15 protein-coding genes are annotated in these 22,022 nt (G+C 72.8%); 9 read left to right on the top strand and 6 right to left on the bottom strand.

Going from position 1 to position 22,022, the window contains the following annotated elements:
• The first annotated feature begins 344 nt into the window (after positions 1-344).
• Positions 345-1,451, top strand: a complete 1,107-nt coding sequence (locus ACRAKH_RS21630; protein WP_380726207.1) for an ABC transporter substrate-binding protein — start codon at positions 345-347, stop codon at positions 1,449-1,451.
• A gap of 10 nt (positions 1,452-1,461) precedes the next feature.
• Here the strand turns inward: ACRAKH_RS21630 and ACRAKH_RS21625 are convergent, their stop codons facing one another.
• Positions 1,462-1,932, bottom strand: coding sequence for an allene oxide cyclase barrel-like domain-containing protein (locus tag ACRAKH_RS21625; RefSeq protein ID WP_380726208.1), 471 nt, complete (start codon positions 1,930-1,932; stop codon positions 1,462-1,464).
• A gap of 278 nt (positions 1,933-2,210) precedes the next feature.
• Between ACRAKH_RS21625 and ACRAKH_RS21620 the strand changes: the two genes are divergently transcribed.
• The 3 genes from ACRAKH_RS21620 (at position 2,211) to htpG (ending at position 5,584) form a co-directional block, all read left to right on the top strand.
• Positions 2,211-2,930, top strand: a complete 720-nt coding sequence (locus tag ACRAKH_RS21620; protein WP_380726210.1) for an SDR family oxidoreductase — start codon at positions 2,211-2,213, stop codon at positions 2,928-2,930.
• Positions 2,931-2,950: 20 nt separating this feature from the next.
• Positions 2,951-3,526, top strand: coding sequence for an LOG family protein (locus tag ACRAKH_RS21615; RefSeq protein ID WP_380726212.1), 576 nt, complete (start codon positions 2,951-2,953; stop codon positions 3,524-3,526).
• A 171-nt stretch (positions 3,527-3,697) separates the two neighbouring features.
• Positions 3,698-5,584, top strand: a complete 1,887-nt coding sequence (gene htpG, locus ACRAKH_RS21610; protein ID WP_380726214.1) for a molecular chaperone HtpG — start codon at positions 3,698-3,700, stop codon at positions 5,582-5,584.
• Positions 5,585-5,662: 78 nt separating this feature from the next.
• On the opposite strand, the gene ACRAKH_RS21605 is transcribed toward htpG, so the two are convergent.
• A complete protein-coding gene (locus tag ACRAKH_RS21605; protein ID WP_380726216.1) occupies positions 5,663-7,000 on the bottom strand; it encodes an ABC transporter substrate-binding protein in 1,338 nt (445 codons plus the stop codon).
• 812 nt (positions 7,001-7,812) lie between these two features.
• On the opposite strand from ACRAKH_RS21605, the gene ACRAKH_RS21600 reads away from it, so the two are divergent.
• On the top strand, positions 7,813-9,159 hold the full coding sequence (locus tag ACRAKH_RS21600) for an endo-1,4-beta-xylanase (RefSeq protein ID WP_447009223.1): 1,347 nt from the start codon (positions 7,813-7,815) through the stop codon (positions 9,157-9,159).
• Between the two features lie 67 nt (positions 9,160-9,226).
• Complete coding sequence (locus tag ACRAKH_RS21595; RefSeq protein ID WP_380730647.1) at positions 9,227-10,594, top strand: endo-1,4-beta-xylanase; 1,368 nt, start codon at positions 9,227-9,229, stop codon at positions 10,592-10,594.
• Positions 10,595-10,790: 196 nt separating this feature from the next.
• On the opposite strand, the gene ACRAKH_RS21590 is transcribed toward ACRAKH_RS21595, so the two are convergent.
• Positions 10,791-11,249, bottom strand: a complete 459-nt coding sequence (locus ACRAKH_RS21590) for a VOC family protein (protein ID WP_380730130.1) — start codon at positions 11,247-11,249, stop codon at positions 10,791-10,793.
• 276 nt (positions 11,250-11,525) lie between these two features.
• On the opposite strand from ACRAKH_RS21590, the gene ACRAKH_RS21585 reads away from it, so the two are divergent.
• On the top strand, positions 11,526-12,929 hold the full coding sequence (locus ACRAKH_RS21585; protein ID WP_380730128.1) for a cellulase family glycosylhydrolase: 1,404 nt from the start codon (positions 11,526-11,528) through the stop codon (positions 12,927-12,929).
• Positions 12,930-13,068: 139 nt separating this feature from the next.
• Here the strand turns inward: ACRAKH_RS21585 and ACRAKH_RS21580 are convergent, their stop codons facing one another.
• The gene (locus tag ACRAKH_RS21580) at positions 13,069-13,515 is read right to left on the bottom strand and encodes a group III truncated hemoglobin (RefSeq protein WP_380730126.1); all 447 of its coding nucleotides are present in this window, start codon (positions 13,513-13,515) and stop codon (positions 13,069-13,071) included.
• A 387-nt stretch (positions 13,516-13,902) separates the two neighbouring features.
• On the opposite strand from ACRAKH_RS21580, the gene ACRAKH_RS21575 reads away from it, so the two are divergent.
• Together ACRAKH_RS21575 and ACRAKH_RS21570 are read left to right on the top strand one after the other, a co-directional pair.
• Positions 13,903-17,373 carry a BTAD domain-containing putative transcriptional regulator gene (locus ACRAKH_RS21575; RefSeq protein WP_447009222.1) on the top strand — a complete coding sequence of 1,157 codons (3,471 nt, stop codon included), beginning with the start codon at positions 13,903-13,905 and terminating at the stop codon, positions 17,371-17,373.
• Positions 17,370-20,810: a BTAD domain-containing putative transcriptional regulator gene (locus tag ACRAKH_RS21570; protein WP_447009221.1), complete on the top strand. Its 3,441-nt coding sequence runs from the start codon at positions 17,370-17,372 to the stop codon at positions 20,808-20,810. Before ACRAKH_RS21575 ends, ACRAKH_RS21570 begins: the two co-directional genes overlap by 4 nt.
• 262 nt (positions 20,811-21,072) lie before the next feature.
• Here the strand turns inward: ACRAKH_RS21570 and ACRAKH_RS21565 are convergent, their stop codons facing one another.
• Together ACRAKH_RS21565 and ACRAKH_RS21560 are read right to left on the bottom strand one after the other, a co-directional pair.
• On the bottom strand, positions 21,073-21,288 hold the full coding sequence (locus ACRAKH_RS21565; RefSeq protein ID WP_380730386.1) for a hypothetical protein: 216 nt from the start codon (positions 21,286-21,288) through the stop codon (positions 21,073-21,075).
• A gap of 1 nt (position 21,289) precedes the next feature.
• A complete protein-coding gene (locus ACRAKH_RS21560) occupies positions 21,290-21,865 on the bottom strand; it encodes a helix-turn-helix transcriptional regulator (RefSeq protein ID WP_380730388.1) in 576 nt (191 codons plus the stop codon).
• Positions 21,866-22,022: the final 157 nt, after the last annotated feature.

The following is a 22,022-nucleotide window of genomic DNA, read 5'->3' as shown; positions in this document are numbered from 1 at the left end:
GAACATCGGACATGACGCTCCTCGTTGATCGCCGGCGGCAGCGGAAGGGGAGGGAACCGGGCGCGAACAGGCGCGGCGACGTGTTCCCGCGCTGCCTCGCCATGATGTTGACGGCACGGGATGGGCAAGGCAAGAGTTTCGACGCTGATCGACGGTCCACGCGACACGGCAATGCGGACTTCGCGTATCCATTCGAATTGTTCGACGGGAATTCGGCGCGGCGTTCGACGGGATCGTCGAACGCGTTCGACGATCCCGTGGTCGAAGCCGGGTGGGCCGACCGCCGGCCTGCGGACCGGGGGTTCGCCCGATCGTGGAACCGGGGATGTGGATAGGTTGCCGCCGTGCCCCGCCCCATGATCGGGGTCGTCCTCGCGGCGACCGGGAGGTTGGCGCCGCTCGGCGCCCCGTTGGAGTTCGTCGCGCGCGCCCTGCCGTGGCCCGCGGACGTGGTGCTGCGGGACAGCGGCTCGACCGCCGAGGGCGCCCGCGCGGCGACCTTGTCGCTGGTCGAGGCCGGGGTGCGGGTCGTGGTGACGTTGGGCGGCACGGCGACGCTGCCCGCCGTCGTGGACGCCTGCGCCGAGCACGAGGTGCCGTGCGTGTCCACGACGCTGCCGTGGCAGGTGTTCGCCTCCGACCGGCGGCGACCGGGCTGGGCGTTCCACTTCTGCTGGGGCGTGGACGACATCGCGTCCGTGTTCGCGGACCTGTGGGAGCACCTGGGCCCGGCGCGCGTGGTCGGGTGCGTGTGGAACGACGGCACGCAGGGCGCGGCGCTGCGGCGGTGGTTCCGGCCGGTGGCCGCCGCGCGCGGGCACGCGCTGGTCGACCTGCCGTACCGGGAGTCCAGCGGCGTGGTGCCGGAGGTCGGCGACGTCGAGGTGGTCACCAGCGCCGCGACCGCCGCCGACCTCGCCGCGGTGGTGCGCGCCCGGCGACCCCGGCTGGTGACGTGCTCGCGCTGGCTGACCTACCCGTTCGGCGTGGCCCGGCACGGGCTGGACGGCGTGGCGACGATCGTGTCGTGGACGCCGGAGCACGACCACGTCGGCGGCGGGCGCACGCCGCGCGACCTCGTGCGCGCGTACGAGGAGGCCACCGGCTCGCCCTGGCTGCAACCGCTGGGGCTGGCCCACGCGCTGTTCGAGGTGGCGACGCACGCCGTGGGCGCGGCGGACTCGACCACGTCGGTCCGCGAGGTGCTGGCGACCACCCGGTTGGCGACGATGGCCGGGGTGCTGGACTGGACCCGCGGCCCCGCGCCCGGCGTGGCGACCATCCCGTTGGCGGGCGGCCAGTGGCGCGACGGCGACCGACGTGACGGCGACAACCGCGATGGCGGCAGGCGTGAGGGCGACCGACGTGACGGCGGCCGGCCGTCGCTCGTGGTCGTGGACAACCGCCGGTCACCGCTCGTGCCGGTGACCGGCGAACTCCGGGTCGGCTGAGCCGTCCCGCTCAGCCGTCGGTGATCGTGAAGGTGAACTCGTACGCCACGTCCGCCGAGTCGGAGCGCACCGCCTTGCCCTCGCCGCGCGCGTTGGCGTAGGCGCCGGTGCCGCCGGTGATCGCCATCGTCGCGTCGCCGAAACCGGCCGCGATGCTCTTGTACGTGCGCATGCCGGAGAGGTGCAGTTCGCCGTCGGCCAGGCGGAACGTGGACGTGCAGTGCGTGGTCACCGCGGGCGGCACGTCCACCGTCACCTTCACCACGCCGCAGTGCGAATGGCCCTCGCCGACCCGCGTCGTGCCGTCGGCCGCGAACAGGTCGCCGCCGCTGACGAAACCACCGCCGACCGCGGGCGCCGCGGGCGCGGACATGAGGCCCCGCTTGGCGACCACCTCCACCGTCGCCTCGTCGGTGCGGACGTGGTCGGCGCCCAGGAGACCACCCGCGAGGGCGAGGACGAGCCAAGGTCGGACCTGCACAACACACCTCCGTGAACAGCGGATCACACACCGTCATGTGGACGATAGTGCGCGGGCGCGGTTACCTGGGATCGTTCGATGGCGTGCCACTGAAGGCTGAACGCGGGACATTTCCGGTGTTTCCGCTGCACACAGCGCCACATTTCCGGCGGTCAACTCCACCAAGGGCGGAAAATGCGAATCAAGAGTGTGAACAAATCACGGATGTGAACAATCCTGCGCATTATTGGGCCGACGAGCGGATCGACCCGGCCGGAACCCGCTGATAAGACCTTGGCATGACGAGAACAGCAGTCGTGACCGGGGGTGGGACGGGCATCGGCAGGGCGGTGGCCGCCGACCTCGTGAAGCAGGGCCTCGACGTCGTGGTCACCGGTCGGCGGGCCGACGTGCTCGCCGCCGCGGCGGCCGAGATCGGCGCGCGGGCGGTGTCCTTCGACGCCGCCGACCCGGCGGCCGTCCAGGCGGCGTTGGCGGACCTGCCCGAGCGGGTGGACGTGCTGGTCAACAACGCGGGCGGCAACGTGGCGCGCCGCCGTCCCGCGCCGGACGGCCTGGCGGACGTGCGGGAGCTGTGGCTGGCGAACTTCGAGGCCAACGTGCTCAGCGCCGTGCTGGTCACCACGGCGCTGGAACCCCGGCTCGCCGACGACGCCAGGGTGGTCACGATCGGCTCCATCGCGGCCCGCCGCGGTTCCGGCAGCTACGGCGCGGCCAAGGCGGCGGTCGAGGCGTGGACCGCGGACCTCGCGTTCTCGCTGGGCGGGCGCGGCATCACGGTCAACGTCGTCTCGCCGGGCGTCACCGAGGAGACGGAGTTCTTCGGCGGCCCGCTCTCCGGGGAACGGCGGCGCAAGCTGGTCGGGCAGCCCGCGAACGGCCGCGCCGGCAAGCCCGCCGACGTGGCCGCCGCCGTGGTGTTCCTGACCTCGCCGGAGGCCGGCCACGTCACCGGGCAGGTCCTCGGCGTCAACGGGGGCGCCGGGCTCGGCCGCTGACCCGCCCCTACCGTGTCCGCATGAGGGTGTGCGTGTTCTGCGGCTCGTCCAGCGGGCGGGTGCGGCATGTGGAGGTGGCGGCACAGGTCGGCCGCACGCTGGCCGAGCAGGGGATCGAGGTCGTGTACGGCGGCGGCCGGGTCGGCACGATGGGCGCGCTCGCCGACAGCGCGCTGTCGGCGGGTGGGTCGGTGGTCGGCGTGGTCCCGCGCAGCCTGGTCGGGTGGGAGGTCGCGCACCAGGGGCTGACCAGGCTGCACGTGGTCGAGTCGATGCACGAGCGCAAGGCGTTGATGGCGGAGTCGGCCGACGCGTTCATCACGCTGCCGGGCGGCGCGGGCACGTTGGAGGAGTTCTTCGAGGTCTGGACGTGGGCGCAGCTGGGCCTGCACGCCAAACCGGTCGCCCTGCTCGACGTGGACGGCTACTTCACGCACCTGCTCCGGATGGTCGACCACATGGTCGAGGAGGGGTTCCTGAAGCCGCCGTACCGCGACATGCTGCTGGTCGACGACGACCTGGGCCGCCTCCTCGACCGCTGCCGCGCCTACCGGCCGCCCACCTACACCTGGTCCGACGACGCCCCGCGGCCGTAGCGCGGCGGCCGGACCCCGCGTGGCGAGCCCCGCGTGCCGAGCCCTTCCGCGGTCCGCACGTCGTCCGGAAGACGCACCCGGCCGAGCACGGACGTGAGGCGTGCGCGGGTTGGGCGTCGTGGGTCGGAGAATGGATACGATCACAGGTCGGACGAACGTCGGCCCGATCGGATGGAAAGGAAGAACGTGGAAACGCTGGAGTTCCAGTCAGAGGCGCGTCAGCTGCTCCGGCTGATGATCCACTCGGTGTACTCGAACAAGGACACGTTCCTGCGCGAGCTCGTGTCCAACGCCTCCGACGCGTTGGACAAGCTGAGGTTGGAGACGTTCCGCGACAAGGACCTGGTCGCGGACACGTCGGACCTCCACATCGCGATCGAGGTCGACCGGGCGGAGCGGACCCTCACGATCCGGGACAACGGCATCGGCATGACCCGCGACGACGTGATCGGCCTGATCGGCACGATCGCGAAGTCCGGCACGGCGGAGTTCCTCCAGAAGCTGAAGGAGAGCCAGGACGCCGCCTCGCAGGACCTGATCGGCCAGTTCGGCATCGGCTTCTACTCGTCGTTCATGGTCGCCGACAAGGTCACGCTCGTGACCAGGCACCCGCGGTCCGCCGAGGGCGTCCGGTGGGAGTCCACCGGCGAGGGCACCTACACGATCGAGGACGTCGCCGACGCGCCGCAGGGCACCGCCGTCACCCTCCACCTCAAGCCGGCCGACGCCGAGGACCACCTCGCCGACTACACGTCCACCGCCAAGATCACCGAGATCGTCAAGCGCTACGCGGACTTCATCACCTGGCCGATCCGGATGGCCGCGGGCGAGGGCGACGACGCCGAGCCCCAGACGATCAACTCGCGCAAGGCGCTGTGGGCGCGGCCCGCCTCCGACGTCAGCGAGGACGAGTACGCCGAGTTCTACCGGCACGTCAGCCACGACTGGAACAAGCCGCTCGAGACGATCCGCATGCACGGCGAGGGCGTCTTCGAGTACCAGGCGCTGCTGTTCATCCCGTCGCAGGCCCCGCTCGACCTCTTCATGCGCGAGCGCAAGCGCGGCGTGCAGCTCTACGTCAAGCGCGTCTTCATCATGGACGACTGCGAAGAGCTGATGCCGGAGTACCTCCGGTTCGTCAAGGGTGTCGTGGACGCGCACGACCTGTCGCTCAACGTGTCGCGCGAGCTGCTCCAGCACGACCGCCAGATCCAGCTCGTGCGCCGCCGCCTGGTGAAGAAGGTCCTGTCGACCGTCAAGTCGCTGATGGCGGACAAGCCCGAGTCGTACGCCACGTTCTGGCGCGAGTTCGGCGCCGCGGTCAAGGAGGGCCTGCTCAGCGACCCCGAGAACCGCGACGCGATCCTGGACGTCGCCTCGTTCGCGTCCACGCACGACGCCGAGGAGCCGACCACGCTCGCCGCGTACGTCGAGCGGATGAAGGACGACCAGCAGCACGTCTACTACATGACCGGCGACTCGCGGGCCACCGTGGAGAACTCGCCGCACCTGGAAGCGCTGCGCGCCAAGGGCTTCGAGGTGCTGATCCTCACCGACCCGATCGACGAGATGTGGGTCGACGCCGTGCCGGGGTACGGCGGCAAGACGTTCCAGTCGATCGCCAAGGGCCAGGTCGACCTGGAGACGGAGGAGGAGAAGGCGCAGGCCGAGGAGCGGCAGAAGGACTTCGCCGACCTGCTGGCGTGGATGACCACCGCGCTCGGCGACAAGGTGAAGGAGGTGCGGCTGTCGTCGCGCCTGACCACCTCGCCCGCGTGCGTCGTCGGCGACGCCCACGACCTGACCCCGACCCTGGAGAAGATGTACCGGGCGATGGGGCAGGAGCTGCCGCCGGTCAAGCGCATCCTCGAGCTGAACCCGGACCACCCGCTGGTCGCCGGCCTGCACAAGGCGTTCTCCTCCCGCGAGGACCACGGCGGGCTGGCGGAGTCGGCCGAGCTGCTGCACGGCATGGCGCTGCTGGCCGAGGGCGGAGACCTGCCCGACCCGGCCCGGTTCGTCCGGCTGCTGTCCGAACACCTGGAGCGCGCGCTGTGACGTCCGGGGCGTGAACGTCGAGGGCTCCCGGTCGACGTGACCGGGAGCCCTCGACCCCTCGTGGCACCCCGCGCGGTCCTAGGACCCGATCGTCAGGCCCTGCCTCCTGCCGTACTCGACGGACGCCTCCTGCCAGCTGCTCAACCCGTCGTACAGGGAGGTGCCCGAGGTGTACGCCTTGCCGGCGGTGTCGGCGAAGATGCTGTTGGCGTACACCTGGAACGGCAGGTACGACCAGCCCTTCACGACGTTGCGCGCCTCCTGGGCGAAGATCGCGTTCGCCTTCTGGCCGCCGAAGTAGGGGAACTCGGCGCCCAGGAACTCCGGGGACGACAGCTCGGCGGTGGTGGCCGGGAACGCGCCGCCGGCCACGCGCAGCCCCACGCCGTCTTCCAGGGTGGCGTACCTGAGGAACGCGTAGGCCAACGCCTTGTTGTCGCTCGCGGCCGGGATGGACAGCGCGCTGCCGCCGTTCTCCGCGCCGGCCTTGTCGCCCGCGTCCCACTGGGGCAGCGGCGCCACGCGCCACTTGCCCGCGCCCGACTCGACGCCCGACTGCAGGTTGGCCGGCATCCACGCGCCGGTCACCAGCGTGGCGATGCGGCCGGAACCCAGGGCCTCGAACCACTCGTCGCTCCACGACGCCACGGGCGCCACCAGCTTCTCGCTGATGAGCTGCTGCCACAGCTGGGTGTAGCGCTCGACGCCGGGGTCGTCGGCCAGGTCGATCCGCACCTTGGCGCCGTCGACCCGGAACGGCCTGCCGCCCGCCTGCCAGATCATGCTGGTCGTGAAGCCCGCGTCACCGGTGTCGTTGGTGATGAAGACGTCCGGGTCCGCCGCGTGCAGCGCGCGGGCGGCCGCGACGTACTCGGCCCAGGTCTTGGGCACCGCGACGTCGTGCTCGTCGAACAGCTCCTCGTTGTAGAACAACGCCATCGGGCCCGAGTCCATCGGCAGGCCGTGGAGGCCGCCTCCGGTCTGGACCGACGACCGCGGGCCCGGTGTGAACTCGCCGACGAGCTTGTCCGCCTCGAACGACGTCAGGTCGGTCACCGACCTGGCCAGCGCGAACTGCGGCAGCGCGTAGTACTCGACCTGCGCCACGTCCGGCACGCCCGAGCCGGCCGCGATCGCGTCCTGGAGGGCGGTGTACTGGTCGTTGCCGGTGCCCGCGTTCCGCAGCTCCACCTCCACCCTCGGGTACTTCGCCTCGAACCCGGCGACGACCTCCTCCAGCGTCGGCTCCCACGCCCACACCTCGATCGTGCCGCCCGCGTCCAGCGCGGCCTGGACGTCCGCGGCGGTGAACCGCTGCGGCGCGGCCCCGGTGTCGTCGGAGCCGCAGGCGGCGAGGACGAGCGCGAGCGCGCCGGAGACGGCGGTGAGCACGGTGCGACGGCGGTGTCTGATCACGGCGGGACCTTCTCGGAGGCGGGAGCTTGTCGGTGGAACCCGGAGGAGCACCCGGCCGGTCGCACCCACCCACCGTCCCTGGATCGCAGGTCGCGGGGTGCACTGCGCTGCTCACTCGCGCCGCGTGGGCGCTACCGGTGCTCCTCGGCGTGGTTGCGCAAACATCACCGGCTGTGATCGCGGGCGGCGGGTGGGGCGGCGGAAGACCGGTGGTGACCGACGAAGATGTTTACGCAAACATTTCGGGCGCAATGGTGGCAGTGCGATGCTGTGGCGTCAAGGTTCCGCGTGGAAGCGGGTTGTCATCACCTTGGTAGGAGTTCCGCGGTGGCGGTGGCGGTAATGCGCCGAGGATGAATGCCGACTGCGTCATCTGTCGTAGTCGAGGTGTGTCACACGGCGTCTTCCGCGATGAGCCCGCATCTGCGTAACCGAAACTTGCGAATTGTTTGCGTAGCCTTTCGGGGCCGCTTCTGTGTCGTGTGGACGGTTGCGCGCCCGTGCGCGCCGATGGCCGGAACGTGCGCGTCGTCGCATCTCAACTGGGGTTTCTTGCGCGCCTGCGCCGTCGGCGGCCGGGTGGGCGTCACGCCGAGTGAGTGCTCCGGCTGGACGTCGGGATTGTGACGGACGCGCCAGGTCGGTCGAGCAGGCGCAATTTCGGTGCTTGCCAGACCGATCTGTTTCGGTTGATACTGCTAAAAGTTTCAGGCCGGACAACTCCACGTTGACCCCGATCGAGCCGCCTTCTCGGTCACCGGGTCCAGCCCTCCACCCGCGAAGCGGCGGGTGCTCGCAGAAGGTGCCACCAGATGAAACTGACATCGAGGTCAGTGTCACGAGCCGTGCTCGTGTCGGCGGTCGTGACCGCCACGGCGAGCGCGGCGGTTCTCGTCGCGACGACGTCCGCGAACGCCGCCACCACGCTCGGCGCGTCGGCGGCGCAGAGCGGCCGGTACTTCGGCACGGCCGTGGCCGCGAACAAGTTGGGCGACGCGACGTACGTCGGGATTCTCAACCGTGAGTTCGACATGGTCACGGCCGAGAACGAGATGAAGATGGACGCGACCGAGCCGCAGCAGGGCCAGTTCAGCTACGGCAACGCGGACCGCATCGTCAACCACGCCCGCAGCCGGGGCATGAAGGTGCGCGGGCACGCCCTCGCGTGGCACTCGCAGCAGCCGGGCTGGATGCAGAACATGTCCGGCACCGCGCTGCGCAACGCGATGCTCAACCACGTCACCCAGGTCGCGACCTACTACCGCGGCAAGATCCACTCCTGGGACGTGGTCAACGAGGCGTTCGCCGACGGCGGCACCGGCGCCCGTCGTGACTCGAACCTCCAGCGCACCGGCAACGACTGGATCGAGGCGGCGTTCCGCGCCGCCCGCGCGGCCGACCCGGGCGCGAAGCTCTGCTACAACGACTACAACACCGACAACTGGTCGCACGCCAAGACCCAGGGCGTCTACCGGATGGTGCAGGACTTTAAGGCCCGCGGCGTGCCGATCGACTGCGTGGGCTTCCAGGCCCACTTCAACAGCGGCAACCCGGTTCCCAGCAATTACCACACCACGTTGCAGAACTTCGCCAACCTCGGCGTCGACGTGCAGATCACCGAGCTCGACATCGAGGGCTCCGGTTCCACCCAGGCCCAGCAGTACCAGGGCGTCGTCCAGGCCTGCCTCGCCGTGACCCGCTGCACCGGCATCACGGTGTGGGGCATCCGCGACAGCGACTCGTGGCGCGCCTCCGGCACCCCGCTGCTGTTCGACAGCTCGGGCAACAAGAAGGCCGCCTACAACTCGGTGCTCAGCGCGCTGAACAACGGCACCCAGCCGACCGGCACCACGCAGCCCACCACGACGACGCAGCCGACCAACCCCGGCGGCAGCTGCACGGCGACGTACGCCGAGGGCCAGAAGTGGAGCGACCGTTTCAACGGCCAGGTGACCGTCACCGGCGCGAGCAACTGGGTCGTCACCGTGACCCTGAGCAGCCCGCAGAAGGTCATCGCGACCTGGAACACCACCGCGACGTGGGACAGCTCGGGCACCGTGATGACGGCCCGTCCCAACGGCAACGGCAACGTCTTCGGCTTCACCGTCCAGCACAACGGCAACTGGAACTGGCCCAGCCTGTCCTGCCGAACCGGCTGACCCACTGCCCGACCCAACCAACCCACCCGTGACAGTCGCGGGTGCTCCGCAGAAGGTGTGCGAAAAAATGAAGCTGACATCGAGGTCAGTGTTACGAGCCGCGCTGGTGTCCACGCTGGTGACCGCGACCACGGGCGCCGCGGTGCTCATGGCCACGTCCGCCAACGCCGGCACCACCCTCGGCGCGTCGGCGGCCGAGAGCGGCCGGTACTTCGGCGCCGCCGTGGCCGCGAACAAGTTGAGCGACTCGACGTACGTCGGCATCCTCAACCGCGAGTTCAACTCGGTCACGCCCGAGAACGAGATGAAGATCGACGCCACTGAGCCGACGCAGGGGCAGTTCACGTTCACGAACGCCGACCGGATCGTCAACCACGCGCGCAGCCAGGGCATGAAGGTGCGCGGCCACACGTTGGCGTGGCACTCGCAGCAGCCGGGCTGGATGCAGAACATGTCCGGCACCGCGCTGCGCAACGCGATGCTCAACCACGTCACGCAGGTGGCCACGTACTACCGGGGCAAGATCGACTCCTGGGACGTCGTGAACGAGGCGTTCGCCGACGGCACCACCGGCGCGCGGCGTGACTCGAACCTCCAGCGGACCGGCGACGACTGGATCGAGGCGGCGTTCCGCGCGGCGCGCACCGCCGACCCGGGCGCGAAGCTCTGCTACAACGACTACAACACGGACGACTGGACGCACGCCAAGACCCAGGCCGTGTACCGGATGGTGCAGGACTTCAAGACCCGCGGCGTCCCGATCGACTGCGTCGGCCTGCAGTCGCACTTCAACAGCCAGAGCCCGGTGCCGAGCAACTACCAGACCACGCTGCAGAACTTCGCGAACCTCGGCGTGGACGTGCAGATCACCGAGCTCGACATCGAGGGCTCCGGCACCACGCAGGCGCAGAACTACGAGCGCGTCGTCAAGGCGTGCCTCGCGGTGACGCGCTGCACCGGCATCACGGTGTGGGGCATCCGCGACAGCGACTCGTGGCGCGCGTCGGGCACCCCGCTGCTGTTCGACGGCTCGGGCAACAAGAAGCCCGCGTACACGTCCGTCCTCAACGCGCTCAACCTGGGCGGCACGTCGACGTCGACCACCACCACGACGACCACGACCACCACGACGACGACCACCACGACCCCGCCTCCGGGAGGGTGCACCGCGTCGGTGTCCCTGAACTCGTGGAACGGTGGGTTCGTCGCCACGGTCAAGGTCACCGCGGGCGCGTCGGCGATCAACAGCTGGACCGTCACGATGGCCCTGCCGGCCGGCACGACGGTCACCAACACGTGGAACGTCCAGCGCAGCGGCAACAACTGGACGAACGTGAGCTACAACGGCCGGCTCGCGGCCGGTCAGTACACCGAGTTCGGCTTCCAGGGAACGGGTTCGGCGGCCGGCTTGTCGCCGACCTGCGCCGCAGGCTGATCGCACCGGTCACCGACACGGCCCGCCGGGTTTCCGGCGGGCCGTGTCGCGCGCGGGCTCACGTGCGTTCGCGGGTCAGGCGGCGCGGGTCGCTCCGGACGCCGTGGTGTCACGGCTCGGGCGGCGCGGCTCGGGCGGCGCGGATCGCTCCGGGCGGTGGTGGCGCGCCTCGGGCGGTGTGGGCCAGCGGTGCGGGTCAGGCGGCGTCGGCGGCGGCTTGGAGGGCGGCGATGTCGATCTTGCTCATGGTTCGGAGCGCGGCGCCCGCGGCGGCGGCCCTGGCCGGGTCCGGGTCGGCCAGGAGCTTGCTCAGGGCCGAGGGCACGACCTGCCACGAGAGGCCGTAGCGGTCCTTCAGCCAGCCGCACTGGCTCTCCTCGCCGCCGTCGGCGAGCAGCGCCTCCCACAGCTCGTCGACCTCGGCCTGGGTCTCCCGGTTGACGTGGATCGAGACGGCCTCCGTGAACCGGAAGTGCGGGCCCGCGTTCATGGCGGCGAACTGCTGCCCGTCGAGCTCGAACGTCACCACGAACGCCTTGCCGTCCGGCCCGTTCGTGACGCCGGTGACCTTGGAGTTCTCGATCACCGACGTGTAGAAGTTCGCGGCCTCCTCGGCCTGGTGGTCGAACCACAGGAAGGTGGAGATGTTCGACATGGTCGTGTCCTCTCGACTCGGTCGTGCTCGCTCTCTGCCCAGTGGACGGAGCCGACCCGAGCTCCTCGACATCACCGGCCAGAATTCTCCGAGGTTTTTCCGCGCCCGCCCGACGCCTGCCGTGCGTCGCCGTGCGCCAGGGTCCTGACCTGCCCAGCGAGTGGGAAGAACGCCTCCGGCACGCGGCCGGCTATGTACTGACGGTCACTTTCCGGTGTACCGTCCCGCCGAGCCTGGGAGCGCTCCCAGGCGTTTGTCGAGATGAGGAGGGGCTCAGTGAAGCGCTCCACCGCCGCACTAGCGGCTTGCGCGGTGGTCATCGGCACCGCGGCGACAGTCCTGCCCCAGGCCATGGCCGCCGCCCAGGGGTGCCGGGTGGACTACACCGTCACCAGCCAGTGGCAGGGCGGGTTCCAGGGGGCCGTCAAGCTCACGAACCTCGGTGACCAGGTCAGCGGGTGGTCCCTGACCATCGCGTTCCCGGCGGGCCAGCGGGTCACGCAGGGCTGGAACGCCACGTGGTCCCAGTCGGGCACCACGGCGACCGCGACCAACGTCGACTGGAACCGGACGCTGGGCACCGGCGCGTCGACGGACCTCGGGTTCGTCGGCTCCTGGACGGGCAGCAACCCCGTGCCCACGTCGTTCGCGCTGAACGGCGTCGCCTGCACCGGCTCGACCACGACGACGTCCACGACGTCCACCACGACCACGACGACGACCACGAACCCGCCGGTCGGCACCACCCCCGTCGCGATCAACGGCCAGCTGCGCGTCTGCGGCGTCTACCTGTGCAACCAGTACAACAAGCCGATCCAGCTGCGCGGCATGAGCACGCACGGCATCCAGTGGTTCGGCAAGTGCTACAACAACGCGTCGCTCGACGCGCTGGCGACGGACTGGAAGTCCGACCTGTTCCGCGTCGCGATGTACGTGCAGGAGCAGGGCTACGAGACCAACCCGAGCGGCTTCACCAGCCAGGTGAACTCGCTGGTCGACATGGCCGAGGCCCGCGGCATGTACGCGATCATCGACTTCCACACCCTCACGCCCGGCGACCCCAACTACAACCTGGAGCGCGCCAAGACGTTCTTCGCCTCCGTCGCCTCGCGCAACGCGGCGAAGAAGAACGTGATCTACGAGATCGCGAACGAGCCGAACGGCGTGAGCTGGGCCGCGATCAAGAACTACGCCGAGCAGGTCATCCCGGTCATCCGCGCGGCCGACCCCGACGCGGTCGTCCTGGTGGGCACCCGCGCCTGGTCGTCGCTGGGCGTCTCGGAGGGCTCGAACGAGACCGAGGTCATCAACAACCCGGTCAACGCGACCAACATCATGTACACGTTCCACTTCTACGCCGCCTCGCACAAGGACAACTACCGGGCGACGGTGAGCCGGGCGGCCGCCCGCCTGCCGCTGTTCGTCAGCGAGTTCGGCACGGTCACCGCCACCGGCGGCGGCGCGTACGACCAGGCGAGCACCGCGGCCTGGCTGAACCTGCTCGACCAGCTCAAGATCGGGTACGCCAACTGGACGTACTCCGACGCGAACGAGAGCAGCGCGGCGTTCCGGCCGGGCACCTGCAACGGCAGCACCTACACCGGCAGCAGCGTCCTGACCGACTCCGGCGCGTACATCAAGAGCCGGATCAGCACCCCGGACAGCTTCCCGACCAGCTGACCGGGAACCGCGAAACGGGGCCCCGCCGACTCACGGCGGGGCCCCACCCGTTCGTGGAGCCGGCAGCCAGGGCGTTGTCCGGCGCGGTCGTGCGGTGCGGCGTTGTGCGGTGCGGCGTTGTGCGGCGGAGTCGTGCGGGTCAGGGGGCGGTTCGGCCTTCTCCGGCGGGCTGTCGGCGGATCGTGACGAGCTCGCTGGCGTCCTCGTCGCGCAGGCGCCGGAGTATCGACGCGCCTATCCGCTCCGCCTGCGCCTTCGCCAGCTCCGCTTTCACCCCGGCGAACAGGTCGTCCACGGTGACGCGCCACAGGTCCCACCAGCGGGTGAAATGCGTGGTCGTCAACGGGGCGCGCTCGTTCAAGGCGAGGTGCACGCGCAACGCGTTCCGGCGATAGGCGCCGGTGCGGAACAGCACCGTTTCCCAGAAGTCCGCCATGACCGGCAGGTGCTCCGCCAGGTCCATCCGCGCGACGTCGCGGAACACCGGCCCGAGCAGGTCGTCGGCGAAGGCGCGGCGGTAGAACTCCGTTACCAGGCCTACGACGTCGTCCCGATCGGCCAGGTCGCGCGGCGGGCGGTCCGTCACCGGGCGCCACCGGGCGGCGCGACGCGGTGCGGCCGGGCGAAGTGCATGGTCAGACGGTAGCAAAACGGCTCGGCGGGGCCGTCGCGCGGCTCGCCGGAGTGGTTTGGACGATTGCGCGGGAATACGCCGGCGCTGATTCGCGTCCGCGTGGAATCACCGAGGTCGCGCCGGTTCCGGTAATACACCATTCACGAATGCGGAGCGCCGGGCGACCGCGCCGGCCGTCCGCTATCCCGTGATAACCTGACGTGGTCGAGGGCGACGGCGTAAAAGCAGTGTGAATCCGCGTTCGTGGCGGGCGCATTGTTTGTGTGCCTACACCACCGGCGGAAGGCGGGCAATAGCCCAACCGGACTCGCATTCCAGGCGCATTGGACGGAAATGGTGATGAGCGCCACTGTTCCCGTCACCGTCGAACTGCTCGGCCCGGCGCGGGCGTGGCGGGGTGGCGCGGAGGTGGACCTCGGCACGGCTCGCCGCCGTGCGGTGTTCGCGCTGCTGGCCCTGCGCGCCAACCAGGTCGTGTCCAAGGACGAGTTGGTCGACGGCGTCTGGGGCGACGCGCCGCCGTCCACGGCCGAGGCGAGCCTCTACACGTACGTGTCCGGGCTGCGGCGCGCGCTGGAACCCACGAGGTCGAAGCGGTCGGCGGCCGTGGTGCTGGTGTCGGCCGGCTCGGGGTACTCGCTGCGGCTGCCCGTCGACGGGCTCGACGTGGACCGGTTCGAGCGGCACCGCTCCCTGGCCGCGACGCTGGCCGAGGTCGACCCGGAGGGCGCCCTGGCCGAGCTGGACCGGGCGCGGGCGCTGTGGCGGGGCGAGCCGCTGTTCGGGGTGCCCGGCCCGTTCGCCGAGGCGCAACGCGCGCGCCTGCGCGAGCTGTGGCTCGCGGTCGCGGAACGGCGGGCGGAGCTGGCCATCACCCTGGGCCGGCACGCCGACGTGGTCGCGGACCTCTCCGCGCTGGCCGGCGCGCACCCGTTGCGCGAGGACCTGCGCGCGTTGCTGATCACGGCCCTGCACCGCGCGGGCAGGCAGGCCGAGGCGTTGGAGGTCTTCGAGGACGCGCGGCGCGTGCTGGTGGAGCGGCTGGGCATCGAACCGGGCGCGGCGCTGCGGGACGCCCACCGGCGGGTGCTCGCGCACGATCCCGGAGGCGACCCCCTGCCCGACCGCCTGCCCGACCCCGTGCCGACGAGCCGGCCGGACTCCGGCCCGCCGCGGGTGCCGCCGCCGTCGCGCGGCGCGGTGCGGCCGGACGGGACGCTGGTCGGGCGGGAGCGGGAGCTGGACGTGCTGCGCCGCGCCGTCGCCGACGTGGTGGCCGGCCGCGGGCGGTGCGTGTGGGTCGAGGGCGAGCCGGGCATCGGCAAGTCGGCGTTGCTGGCGGCGGGTCTGGCCGGCGCGGCGGACGCCGGGTGCCGGGTGGCGTGGACGGCGGCCGACGAGTGGGGGCCGCGGACGCCGTTGCGCGTGGTGCTCGACTGCCTGGAGGTGACCGAGCAGTCCGGTGACCCGCGGCGGGCCGGGCTGGCGCGGGCGCTGCGGGAACCGGCGTCGGGCGACCCGGTGCCGGTGGTGATCGACCGGCTCGTGGCGCTGGTGACCGAGCTGTGCGCGGAAGCGCCGCTCGTGCTCGTCGTGGACGACCTCCAGTGGGCGGACGAGGCCAGTGTGCTGCTGTGGCACCGGTTGTCGCGCCTGGTGCCGCGGCTGCCGCTGCTGCTGGTCGCGGCCATGCGGTCGGTGCCGCGTCGTGCGGACGTGGAGCAGGTGCGGCGCGCGGTGCTCGGCGCGGGCGGTGACGTGCTCGGGCTGCGGCGGTTGTCGGAGGACGCCGTCACCGCGCTGCTGGCCGGGATGGTCGGCGCGGCGCCGGGGCGCAGCGTGGTCCGCGTGGTCGAGTGCGCGGCCGGGAACCCCTCGTACATCAAGGACATGGTCGACGCGTTGCGGCGCGACGACGCGCTCGACGTGCGGACGGGCGTCGCCGAGAGTCGGTTGGGCGAGGACGAGGAACCGTCGACCTCGCTGGTGGCCGCCGTGGCGCGGCGGTTGGGCTTCCTGTCGCCGGAGACCGCGGACGTGCTGCGGGCGGCGTCCCTGCTGGGCGCGGAGTTCGCCCTGGGCGACGTGGCGACGGCGCTCGCGCGGCCGTCGTCGGAGCTGATCGCCGCGGTGGAGGAGGCGACGGCCGCGGGCGTGCTGGACGACTCGGGGCCGAAGCTCGCGTTCCGGCACGTGCTGATCCGCAAGGCGCTGTACCTGGGCACGCCGGCCGCGGTCCGGACCGCGTTGCACCGCCGGGCCGCGGAGGCGCTCGCGGTGGCGGGCGCGTCGGTGGAGCTGGTCGTCGAGCAGCTGGCGGCGTCCTCCGGCGCGGTGGACCCGTGGGCGGTGGACTGGCTGGTCGCCCGCGGCACCGCGCTCGGGAAGCGCGCGCCCGACACGGCGATCCGGCTGCTGCGGGCCGTGGTCGACGGCACGGCGCTGGACGCGGAGCACCGGGAACGGCTCGCCGCGCTGCTGGCACGGCTCATGTACTGGCTGGGCCGGCAGCCCGAGGCGGAGGCGCGGTACGTGCTGGCCCGCACCAGGGACCACGAGCGGGCCGCCGAGATGCGCTGGATCCTCGCGCACGCCGCGTTCCGGGACGGCCGGGTGGACGAGGCCGTCGACGCGTTGCGCGCGGCCGTGGACGACGCCGGCACGCCGCCGGTGTGGCGGGCCCGGCTCGAATCGCTGCTCGCGGTGGTCCAGCGGGACGGGCTGAACGACGTGGCGGCGGCCGAGGAGACGGCGCTGAGCGCGTTGCGCCGCAGCGAGGCCGTGGGCGACGACCTCGCCATCGCGCACGCGTTGCAGGGCTTGTGGCAGGTCGGTTCCGTGCGCCGGGACCACGTCGAGGCGCTGGCGCGGGTCGACCGCGCGTTGGCCGTCACCGGGGGCCGGTCGGACTTCGTGGAGCTGCGGCTGGGGCTGCTGGAGAACAAGGTGTTCACGCTCCAGAACCTCGACCGGCTCGCCGAGGCGGACGACGTGCTGGGCACGGCCCGTGAGCTGGCCCGCGGCGTCACCGCGCCCGGCGTGCGCGTCGCGGCCGCCGTGCAGGACTACTGGCGCGGCCGGTGGGACCAGGCGTTGGCCGAGGGCGACGACGTGCCCGCGTCGGGCCCCGGCACGTCGTACGGGTTGCGTGAGCGGGGCGTCGCGTTGCTGGTGCACGGCGTGGCCGCGCTGGTCGCGGCGCGGCGCGACCGCCCCGACGTGGCCGAGGCGCACCTCGCCGCCGCGGCCGGGCACCCGCTGACGACCCGCGCCGACCACGAGCACGGCGACTTCCTGCTCGTCGCCAGGGCGGTCGCCGCAGAGCGGGACGGCCGGGTGGACGAGGCGTTCGCGCTGCTGGAACCGTTGCTGCGGGCCGAACGCGGCCACATGGTGCTGCGCCACCAGTGGTTGCCCCACGTGGCCCGGCTCGCGGTCCGGCACGGGCGGCGCGACGTGGCGCTGCGGGCGCTGGAGGGCTGTGCGGACGAGGCCGCGCGGGAGCGGACGCCCGCGCGGGCGCACAACGCCGCGACGTGGTGCCGGGGGGTGGTCGAGGGCGACCCGGCGCCGGTGCTGGACGTGGCGGCACGTCTCCGCGCGGCCGGTCGGCCGGTCGAGGCGGCCGAGGCGATGGAGGACGCGGCCGTGCTGCTGGCCGGTCGCGGTGAGCGGGAGGCGGCGGACGCGGCGTTGCGCGAGGCGCTGGCGGGTTATGACGGGTTGGGCGCGGCGCACGACGTGCGCCGGGCCGAGGAGCGCGTGCGCCGGGTTCGGCGGGAGGCGTCGGGGGAGTGGTCAGCGGGATGACGGTGGCGGTTCGGGTCGAGCTGCTGGGAACGGTGCGCGCCTGGGCGGGCGAACGGGAGATCGCCCTGGGGTCGTCGCGGCCGCGCGCGGTGTTCGCGATGCTCGCGCTGCGGACGGGTGGCGTCGGCCGGGACGAGCTCGTGGCGGGCGTGTGGGGCGCCGACGCGCCGGCGACGGCCGAGGGCAGCGTCCACACGTACGTGTCGACGCTGCGGAAGGCCCTGGAGCCGGACCGGCCGCGCGGCACGCCGTCCAGCCTGCTGGTGTCGGTGGGGTCGGGGTACCGGCTCGTGCTGGAGGCCGAGGGCTCGGACGTCGAGCGGTTCGACGGGTTGCGCGACCGGGCCCGGCGGCAGCTGGCCGGCGGTGACCCGGAGGGCGCGCGGTCCTCCTTGGACACCGCGCTGGGCCTGTGGCGCGGCGACCCGCTGTCCGGGCTGGCGGGGCCGTTCGCCGAAGCGGAGCGGCGCAGGCTGGCCGAGGCCCGCACGGCCGCGCGGGAGCTGCGGGCGGAGGCGGCGCTGGCCGCGGGCGCGCACGCCGACGTGGTCGCGGAGCTGGCCGCGCTCGTCGCCGAGGAGCCGTTGCGGGAACGCGCCCGTGAGCTGCTGATGCTCGCCCTGCACCGGTCCGGGCGCAACGCCGAGGCGCTGGAGGTGTTCCGCGACGGCCGGCGCGTGCTGGTGTCGGAGCTGCACGTCGAGCCGGGGCAACGCCTGCGTGCCGTGCACGCGCAAATCCTCGGCACCACGGGGTCCCGGGGCGAGGAGCACGCGCGGCGCGACGAGCGGGCGCCGTCCGCGCGACCGCCCGCGCCCCGCGTCCGGGGGGAACCCGACCCCGGCGCCGAGCTGGTCGGGCGGACCGCCGAGCTGGCCGCGGTGCGGCGGCTGGTGGACGACGTCACCGCCGGGCACGGCCGGCTGCTGTGGCTGGAAGGCGAGATGGGCATCGGGAAGTCCGCGATGCTCGCCGCCGTGCTGGCCCACGCCCGGCGGCACGGTCACGAGATCGCGCACGCCGTCGCCGACGAGCTCGGCACGCGCTTCCCGCTGCGCCTGGCGCTGGACGCCTTCGCCGTCGAGCCGAACTCGCCGGACCCGCGCCGCGCCGCGACCGCCCGGGCGCTCGGGCAGGAACGGCCCGCCGGGTCGATCTTCGCCGACTCCGACCCGGTGTTCGGCGCGGTCGACCGGCTGGTGGCCCTGGTCGAGCAGCTGTGCGCGGACGGGCCGGTCGCCGTCGCGCTCGACGACCTCCAGTGGGCGGACGAGACCAGCGCCCACCTGTGGCACCGGCTGTCCGCCCTGGCGCGGCGCACCCGGCTGCTGCTCGTCGGCGCGGCGCGACCGGTGCCGTACCGGGCCGAGATCGCGCGCCTGCGCCGTGACGTCGAGTCCGGCGGCGGCACGGTCTTCGACCTCAGGCCCCTGGCCGACGGCGACGTGGCGGGGCTCGTCGGCCGGCTCGTCGGCGCGACGCCCGGCCCCGGCCTGCGCACGATCGCGGCCCGTGCCGGCGGCAACCCGCTGTACGTGCGGGAGGTCGCGGACGCGTTGGTGCGCGAGCAGGTCGTCGAGGTCGACACCGGCGTGGCGGACGTGTCGGCGCACGCGTTCGACCGGGCGCCGATGTCGCTGGTGTCCGCCGTGACGGGCCGGCTCGACTTCCTCACCGACCCGACGCGGGAGGTGCTGCGGTGGTCGGCGCTGCTCGGCGGCGAGTTCGTGGTGGGCGACCTGTCGGTGGTCCTCGGGACGCCGGTGTTCGACCTGGCCGCGCGGCTGGAGGAGGCCATCGCGGCGGGCGTGCTGCGTGACGCCGGGCCGCGCATGGCGTTCCGCCACCCGTTGATCCGGCAGGCGCTCTACGAGGGCACGCCCGCCGCGCTGCGCACCGCGTTGCACCAGCAGGCGGCGCGGGCGCTGGCGGCGTCCGGCGCGCCCGTCGACCACGTGGCCGAGCAGCTGCTGGCCGCGTCCGGCGAGGTCGGGTCGTGGGTGCTGGACTGGCTGGTGGAGCAGGCGCCCGCGCTGGTCTACCGCGCGCCGCTGGTGGCCGTCGACCTGCTCCAGCGGTGCCTGTCGTCGTCGGTGGCGCGGGACGAGCGGGACGCGACGCTCGCCGCGCACCTCAGCAGCGCGTTGTTCCGGATCAACCGCGACGCCGAGGCCGAGGAGCACGCCCGCCGCGCGCTGCCGCGCCTGCGCGAACCGGACCGGATCGCCGAGGTGCGGTGGACGCTCGCGTACATGCCGTACCGCGGCGCGCGGGCCGAGGACGCCGTGCGGGCGTCACGGGAGGCGTTGGCGGACCCGGTGCTGTCGGACCGGTGGCGGGCGCGCCTGCTGTCGTTGCTGGCCCTCGTGCAGCGGGCGGGCATCGGCGAGCTGGACGGCGCCGAGGCCAGCGCGCGGGAGGCGATCGAGGCGGGGGAGCGGGCGGCGGACCCGTTCGCGATCGCCCAGGCGTTGGAGGTGCTGTGGCAGGTCGAGGCCGTGCGCCGGGACTACCCGCGCGCCGTGGCCTACCTGGACCAGGCGCTCGACGTGGTCGGCACCGACGTGAGCCTGACCGACCTGCGGTTGTTGTTGCTGGACAACAGGATCTTCACGTTGCAGTGCCTCGACCGGCTGGACGAGGCGAGCCGCAGCCTGGACACGGCGTTCGACATCGCCGGGCGCGGCACGCCGGTGGCCGGGCTGCACCTGGCGGCGGCCGTGCACCAGTTCTGGCTCGGTGGCTGGGACGACGCGGTGGCCCGGCTGGGCACCGTGCTCGACGACCCCGAGTTCACCGGGTACGGGCTGCGGGAGGGCGGTCCCGTGCTGCTGCACGGCGTCGTGGCGCTGATCGCGGCCCACCGCGACGACGGTCCCCGGCTGGACGCGCACCTGTCCGAGGGCCTGAACCTGCCGCTGGTGACCGAGGCGTACCGGGAGAACTGCGACTTCCTCATCGCGGCGCAGGCCATGGCGGCGGCGCGGGACGGCGATCACGCGCGGGCGGTGTCCGTGCTGGGCGCGATCCTCGACACCCGGTACGCGGACATGATGCTGCGCCACCAGTGGCTGCCGGAGCTGGTCCGCCTGTCGTTGGCGGCGGGTGACCGCGCCACGGCGCGGGCGGCCGTCGAGGCGTGCGAGGCGGAGGCGTCGCGCGAGACGAAGGCGGCGCGGGCGGCGGCGGCCGCGCGGCGGTGCCGGGCCGTGCTCGCGGAGGACCCGGACGCCCTGGTGCCGGTCGCCGACCACTACCGCGCGGTCGGCCGGACGTTCGAGCTCGCGCAGACGCTCGACGACCGGGCCACGTTGCTGGCGGGGTGCGGGCGGAGGGCCGAAGCCGACGCCGTGCTGGCCGAGGCGGTCGCGTTGTACCGGGGTCTCGGCGCGGAGTGGGACATCCGCCGTGCCACCGAGTCCGTGCGCGCTCGCTGATCGGGTCCGGATGTCGCGGGCGGCGTGCCCGGGAGCGTCGGGGGCGGGATGCCGCCGGGTGCCGCGGCCGGGTGCGCTGGTGACGGCCGGGGTGGGGCGTGCGCCGGGTGGGCGGGCGTTGTGGCGCGGGGTCGCGGGTCGCGCGTGGGCGCCGGTGTGGCCGTGCGGTCCGTTGGGTGTGGCGGGTGTGGTGGCCGCTGTGGTGGGTCGCGGGCGGGGCGCCGGGTCGGGTCGGGTTCGGCGCCCCGGCTTGCCCGTGCGGTCAGCGTTCGGGGGCGGCGTCCGGGTGGTCCGGGTCGTGGGCGCCGTCGATCACGCCGTCGGGCGACATGACCCAGCGGGTGTCGGTGGCCGGACGGGTGTCGGCGGCCGGGCGGGCCGGGTGCGGGGTGCGGGCCTTGGCGCGGATGCCCCGCAGCGCGAGGTCCACCACGTGGCGCAGGGCCGCGCCGTCCTTCCCGGTGATCGGCTGGTCCACGTCAGATCATCCCCTTCCTCAGGGCGTAGGCGACCGCGTGCGGCCGGTTGCGCAGGTTGAGCCTGGTGGTGATGCCGTAGAACACGTTCTTGATCGTGCGCTCGGAGTAGGAGAGCCTGCCCGCGATCTCCGCGGTGTCGAGGCCGTCGGCCATGAGCCGCAGCACGTCGGCCTCCCGCGCGGTCAGCCGGTTCGGGCCGCCCTCCGAGGCCACGACCTGCCGTTGCAGCCGCTCGACGTGCCGCAGCAGCTCGGCGACCATGGTCGGCGGCATCACGCCACCGCCCGACGCCGCCGACAGCACGCTGCGCAGCACCACCTCGTCGGTCACCGTGGCGCGGGGCAGCACCGCCACCACCCGGCACTCCACGGCGGTGAGGACGTCGGACTCGCGCGGCTCGTCGACGACCAGCACCACCGGCGCGCCGACCTGCGCGGCCGCCCGGCGCAGGCGGGTCGCCACCTCCTCGCCCAGCCTCGGCACCGCGACCAACGCCACGTCGGCCTGGGCGTGCTGCGCGCTGCCGAGCACCTGCACCTCCGGCCGTGTGCCGAGGTAGGCGATCAGGCCCGTCATGCTGAGGTGATCCGCCGCCTGGACTGCTACCCGAACTCGCTCCACCGCTGCCTCCCACAGTCTTGCGTTGCGGGTTCGAGTCTGCGGTGCGCGGCTTCACGGGGTCTCAACGCCGTCTACAAGGATTCTTCACGTCCGACGGCGGTTCTTCAGAACC

It is taken from the genome of Saccharothrix hoggarensis, from assembly GCF_052936025.1.
This window is presented reverse-complemented; position numbering and strand designations above follow the sequence as displayed.